General features: G+C 64.4%; 5 protein-coding genes and 1 pseudogene. 2 read left to right on the forward strand and 4 right to left on the reverse strand.

Features of this window, described 5'->3' with window-relative positions; genetic code table 11:
* Positions 1–83 precede the first annotated feature (83 nt).
* Both ptsP and ACQKPE_RS25565 read right to left on the reverse strand, forming a co-directional pair.
* The gene (ptsP, locus tag ACQKPE_RS25560; protein WP_427669466.1) at positions 84–2,357 is read right to left on the reverse strand and encodes a phosphoenolpyruvate--protein phosphotransferase; all 2,274 of its coding nucleotides are present in this window, start codon (positions 2,355–2,357) and stop codon (positions 84–86) included.
* Between the two features lie 22 nt (positions 2,358–2,379).
* Positions 2,380–2,859 carry an RNA pyrophosphohydrolase gene (locus tag ACQKPE_RS25565; protein ID WP_029614755.1) on the reverse strand — a complete coding sequence of 160 codons (480 nt, stop codon included), beginning with the start codon at positions 2,857–2,859 and terminating at the stop codon, positions 2,380–2,382.
* A gap of 136 nt (positions 2,860–2,995) precedes the next feature.
* On the opposite strand from ACQKPE_RS25565, the pseudogene ACQKPE_RS25570 reads away from it, so the two are divergent.
* A pseudogene (locus ACQKPE_RS25570) lies at positions 2,996–3,082 on the forward strand (HAD-IB family hydrolase); the annotation flags it as partial.
* Between the two features lie 9 nt (positions 3,083–3,091).
* Here ACQKPE_RS25570 and ACQKPE_RS25575 read toward each other — a convergent pair.
* A complete protein-coding gene (locus ACQKPE_RS25575; protein WP_427669468.1) occupies positions 3,092–3,517 on the reverse strand; it encodes a DUF2269 family protein in 426 nt (141 codons plus the stop codon).
* A gap of 53 nt (positions 3,518–3,570) precedes the next feature.
* Positions 3,571–5,085 (reverse strand): threonine ammonia-lyase, biosynthetic, encoded by a 1,515-nt coding sequence (gene ilvA, locus ACQKPE_RS25580; RefSeq protein WP_427669469.1) that lies wholly within the window; start codon positions 5,083–5,085, stop codon positions 3,571–3,573.
* A 135-nt stretch (positions 5,086–5,220) separates the two neighbouring features.
* On the opposite strand from ilvA, the gene rpiA reads away from it, so the two are divergent.
* A complete protein-coding gene (rpiA, locus tag ACQKPE_RS25585; RefSeq protein ID WP_427669471.1) occupies positions 5,221–5,895 on the forward strand; it encodes a ribose-5-phosphate isomerase RpiA in 675 nt (224 codons plus the stop codon).
* The last annotated feature ends 92 nt before the right edge of the window (positions 5,896–5,987 follow it).

A 5,987-nucleotide genomic window follows, 5' to 3' on the forward strand; every position in this document is an offset into this window, starting at 1 on the left:
GGCAAGCCCGCTCCTACAGGGTTTATCGCTGTACCTGTAGGAGCGGGCTTGCCCGCGAATAGGCCGGTACTGACAACCAAAATTCAGAGGGTCTTGTTCGGCCCGATCATCCGCGCCAGCCCCAGGTTCTTCAGCGCCAGTTGCAACGCACTGTGGATAACCTGCGGGTTGTCATGACCCATGGCCTCGGTCAGCAGCTCGCGGGCCTTGCTCATGTTGATCTGGCGCAGCATCCACTTGACCTTGGGCAGGTTGGTGGCGTTCATCGACAGGCTGTCGAAACCCATGGCCATGAGCAGGATCGCCGCCGCCGGGTCGCCGGCCATTTCACCGCAGATGCTCACCGGCTTGCCTTCGGCATGGGCATCGCGCACCACGGTCTGCAAGGCTTGCAGCACCGCCGGGTGCAGGTAGTCGTAGAGGTCGGCCACGCGCGGGTTGTTGCGGTCGACCGCCAGCAGGTACTGAGTAAGGTCGTTGGAACCGACCGAAAGGAAGTCCACCTGGCGCGCCAGCTCCTTGGTCTGGTACACCGCAGCGGGAATCTCCACCATCACGCCCACCGGCGGCATCGGCACGTCGGTGCCTTCGTCGCGCACCTCGCCCCAGGCGCGGTGGATCAGATGCAGCGCCTCTTCCAGCTCGTGGATGCCGGAAATCATCGGCAGCAGAATGCGCAGGTTGTTCAGCCCCTCGCTGGCTTTGAGCATGGCGCGGGTCTGCACCAGGAAGATTTCCGGGTGGTCGAGGGTGACGCGAATACCGCGCCAGCCTAGGAAGGGGTTTTCTTCCTTGATCGGGAAGTACGACAGCGCCTTGTCGCCACCGATGTCCAGGGTACGCATGGTCACTGGCAGCGGGTGAAAGGCCGCGAGCTGCTCGCGGTAGATGGCCAACTGCTCTTTCTCGCTGGGGAAGCGCTGGTTGATCATGAACGGCACTTCGGTGCGGTACAGCCCCACCCCCTCGGCGCCACGCTGCTGGGCGCGGGCGACATCGGCGAGCAGGCCGGTATTGACCCACAGCGGCATGCGGTGGCCGTCCGGGGTGATGCATGGCAGCTCGCGCAGTGCATCCAGGCCCTTGGCCAGCTGGCGTTCTTCCTCGACCACATCGCTGTACTGCTTGCGCAGCACGTCGCTGGGGTTGGTGAACACCTCGCCCTTGTAGCCGTCGACGATCATCTCGATGCCGTCGACCTTGGAATACGGCAGGTCGACCACGCCCATCACCGTGGGGATGCCCATGGCACGCGCCAGGATAGCCACGTGGGAGTTGCCCGAGCCGAGCACCGAGACCAGGCCGGCCAGCTTGCCTTCCGGCACCTCGCCGAGCATGGCGGGAGTGAGTTCTTCACTGACCAGGATGGTGTTGTCGGCGTACACCAGCGACTGCGAGCGGGCTTCTTGCAGGTAGGCCAGCAGGCGGCGCCCGAGGTCCTTGACGTCGGAGGCGCGCTCGCGCAGGTAGTCGTCGTCCATCAGCTCGAAGCGGCTGACGTGCTCAGCGACCACCTGGCGCAGCGCACCCTGGGCCCACTGGCCGGTCTTGATGACCTCGACCACCTCGCCACCGAGGGCAGCGTCTTCGAGCATCATCAGGTAGACGTCGAACAGCGCGCGCTCTTCCGGGCGCAGCTGGGTGGCGAGCTTGGCCGAGAGCGTGCGCATGTCGGCGCGTACGCCTTCGAGGGCGGTATTGAACAGCTTGAGTTCGGCGTCGATGTCATCGACGGTTTTGTCTGGCACCACTTCCAGGTCAGCGGGTGGCAACATGACCACGGCACGACCGACCGCAGCACCCGGCGAGCCCGGCACACCGACGAAGCGGGCTTCCTGGATGCCCTTGCCCTGGCGACCCAGGCCGCGAATCGAGCCGGTCGCCTCGGCATGGGCGATAACGCCTGCCAGCTGCGCGCTCATGGTCACCAGGAAGGCTTCTTCGCCTTCATCGAACTGGCGACGTTCTTTCTGCTGGATGACCAATACGCCAACGACGCGGCGGTGATGGATGATCGGCGCGCCGAGGAACGAGGCGAAGCGCTCTTCGCCGGTTTCGGCGAAGTAGCGGTAGCGCGGATGGTCCGCGGCGTTTTCCAGGTTCAGCGGCTCTTCGCGGGTGCCGACCAGGCCGACCAGACCCTCGTTGGAGGCCATGCTGACCTTGCCGATGGAGCGCTTGTTCAGGCCTTCGGTGGCCATGAGCACGAAGCGGTTGGTCTCCGGGTCGAGCAGATAGACCGAGCAGACCTGGCTGCCCATGGCTTCCTTGACGCGCAAGACAATGATCCCCAACGCCGTCTTGAGATCTTTGGCGGAGTTCACTTCCTGGACGATCTTGCGCAGCGTATTGAGCATGGCTCGGGGTCGGACTCCGTCGTCAGTCGCGCGTCAGCAGGCGCGGGGCTAGCTCTTTCAGGGCGCGACGGTAGACCTCGCGCTTGAATGTCACCACCTGGCCCAAGGGGTACCAGTAGCTGACCCAGCGCCAGCCGTCGAACTCCGGCTTACCGGTCAGGTCCATGCGAACCCGCTGCTCGTTGCTCACCAGGCGCAGCAGGAACCACTTCTGTTTCTGGCCGATGCACAGCGGTTGGCTGTGCGTGCGCACCAGGCGCTGGGGTAAACGATAACGCAACCAGCCTCGGGTGCAGGCAAGAATTTCCACATCCTCGCGCTCCAGCCCGACTTCTTCGTTCAACTCGCGGTACAGGGCATCTTCCGGCGTTTCATCAGGGTTGATTCCGCCCTGGGGAAACTGCCAGGCATCCTGGTTGATCCGCCGAGCCCATAGCACCTGCCCGGCATCATTCGTGAGAATGATCCCGACATTTGGGCGAAAACCATCCGGGTCGATCACGGCAGCAACCTCGAAAACGCATGTCGCCGCATTGTTCCACAAAGCCTGCGAGCGCAGCAACGCGCCCGCCAAGCTTATCTGCGGCGAGATGGAAACTCCGTATTCTACGGGGCTTCCCAAGGCTGATTGCGAGTGCCACACCGGGCGTAGCACCGATATACCCGGTTTTCGTGAAGGCAAGGTGACGCGCCTGTGGCGCAGGATGCTGGCGCTGGGGTTGGAAGATGACGCCTTACACAGGCTTGGCGCCCATCAACCCGGCGATGGACAAGAAGCACACACCGCTGAAAAGCGCCAATGCCAAGGTGAGCCGCAACCCCACCGGCTCGGCTTTGCGCAGACGGTTCAGGCGCACCAGCAACCACCAGGCCGCCAACGCACCGACGCTATAGAGGATGCTGGAGGCAAGCACCCAGGTCTGCCCCAGCGGCCAGCCCACCAGGTGCACCAGCCACCAGCCGGTGAACGGCATGCTCACCAGGCACAGCCCCATCAGCAGCCAGACGAACACCAGCGGACGACGCAGCAGCTTGGTGTAGGCCTCGCCATCACCCTGGCGGCGTGCGCGCCAGGTCCAGGCCGCCAGGCCCAGCGCGCCCAGTAGCAGCAGTACAGTGGCGAGGATGTGCAGGGTCTTGAGGGTGGTCAGGTATTCCATTGTGTCCTCGACAGGCGGCGGTGACATCGCCGCACAGGCTCAAGCGTAGCCGCTCAACCCAGGAACAGCTTGTACGCCGGGTTGTCGGTTTCGTCCCAGTAGGGGTAGCCGATCTTCGCCAGCGCTTCGGGCACCAGGTGGCGCTCGTCGTCCGGCACTTGCAGGCCGGCCACCACTCGCCCATCGGCTGCGCCATGGTTGCGGTAGTGGAACATCGAGATATTCCAGCGGCCACCCAGCTTGTTGAGGAAGTTGAACAGCGCGCCCGGCCGCTCGGGGAACTCGAAGCGCAGCACCAGTTCGTCGCTGACCCCCACCGAATGGCCGCCCACCATGTGGCGGATATGCATCTTGGCCAGTTCGTTGTCGGTCAAGTCGGTGACCGGGAAGCCCTGTTCGGTCAAGTGCTGCACCAGCGCAGCGCGCGGGTCGGTTTCTGGGTGGGTCTGCACACCCACGAAGATGTGCGCTTCCTTGTCGGCGTGGTAACGGTAGTTGAACTCGGTGATCTGGCGCTTGCCAATGGCCTCGCAGAAGGCCTTGAAGCTGCCAGGCTGCTCAGGGATGGTCACGGCGATGATCGCTTCGCGTTTCTCACCCAGCTCGGAACGCTCGGCGACATGGCGCAGGCGGTCGAAGTTGACGTTGGCGCCCGAGTCGATCGCAACCAGGGTCTGGCCGGACACACCGGTCAACTCCACGTACTTCTTGATGCCGGCCACACCCAATGCACCGGCAGGTTCGGTGATCGAGCGGGTATCGTCGTAGATATCCTTGATAGCCGCGCAGATTTCATCGGTGCTGACAGTCACCACCTCGTCCACGTGCAGCTTGCAGATGTCGAAAGTGTGCTGGCCGATCTGCGCCACCGCCACGCCATCGGCGAACAGCCCGACCTGCGGCAGCACCACGCGCTCACCGGCAGCCATGGCAGCTTGCAGGCAGTTGGAGTCGTCAGGCTCGACGCCGATCACCTTGATTTCCGGGCGCAAGTATTTCACGTAGGCGGCGATACCGGCGATCAGCCCACCGCCACCGACCGGCACGAAGATCGCATCCAGGCGGCCCGGGTGCTGGCGCAGGATCTCCATGGCCACGGTGCCCTGCCCGGCAATGGTGTGCGGGTCGTCGTAGGGGTGGATGTAGACGAAGCCCTTCTCGTCCACCAGCTTCAGCGAATAGGCCAGCGCCTCGGGGAAGGAGTCGCCATGCAGCACCACCTTGCCGCCACGCGAACGCACGCCTTCCACCTTGATTTCCGGGGTGGTCTTGGGCATCACGATGGTGGCCTTGATGCCCAGCTCGCGGGCCGCCAGGGCCAGCCCCTGGGCGTGGTTGCCGGCCGAGGCGGTGACCACGCCGCGGGCCAGTTCCTCGGGACTCAACTGCGCCAGCTTGTTGTAGGCCCCGCGAATCTTGAAGGAGAACACTGGTTGCAGGTCTTCGCGCTTGAGCAGCACGTTGTTGTTCAGGCGTTTGCTCAGCTGCCCGGCATTCTGCAAGGGGGTTTCGACCGCAACGTCGTAGACGCGCGAGGTGAGGATCTTCTTGACGTACTGTTCGAGCATCGCGGGAAACATCACAGGGCCGGGGACAAGGCCTGGGAGTCTACCCCAGCGCTACGTCGGGCGACCACAGCAAAGCCGCGCGACTGGTTATACTACGCCACCTTTGAAACCTCCCCCGCCCCTCTCGGAGCCCGCATGTCCCAGGACCAACTCAAACAGGCCGTCGCCCAGGCTGCCGTCGACTTCATTCTGCCCAAGCTGGATGAGAGAAGCGTCGTCGGCGTCGGCACCGGCTCGACCGCCAACTTCTTCATCGATGCGCTGGCCCAGCACAAGACCGCCTTCGACGGCGCGGTCGCCAGTTCCGAGGCCACCGCCGAGCGCCTGAAGGCCCATGGCATCCCGGTCTACGAGCTGAACAGCGTCAGCGAGCTGGAGTTCTATGTCGACGGCGCCGACGAGAGCGACGCGCACCTGAACCTGATCAAGGGCGGCGGCGCGGCGCTGACCCGCGAGAAGATTGTCGCGGCAGTGGCCCGCACCTTCATCTGCATCGCTGACGCCAGCAAGCTGGTGCCGGTGCTCGGCGCCTTCCCGCTGCCAGTGGAAGTGATCCCCATGGCCCGCAGCCACGTGGCGCGCCAGCTGGTGAAACTGGGCGGCGACCCGGTGTACCGCGAAGGCGTGCTGACCGACAACGGCAACGTCATCCTGGACGTGCACAACCTGCAGATCACCAACCCGGTGGAGCTGGAAAGCCAGATCAACGCCATCGTCGGCGTGGTGACCAATGGCCTGTTCGCCGCACGCCCGGCGGATCTGCTGCTGCTGGGCACTGCTGAAGGCGTGAAGACGCTCAAGGCCGAATAAGCAGGCCTGACGCAATCGCGGGGCAAGCCCGCTCCCACAGGTACCCCACCGATCTTGAATGCGGCGGGGTACCTGTGGGAGCGGGCTTGCCC

The organism is Pseudomonas sp. NPDC089554, assembly GCF_050280645.1.
GTDB lineage: Bacteria > Pseudomonadota > Gammaproteobacteria > Pseudomonadales > Pseudomonadaceae > Aquipseudomonas.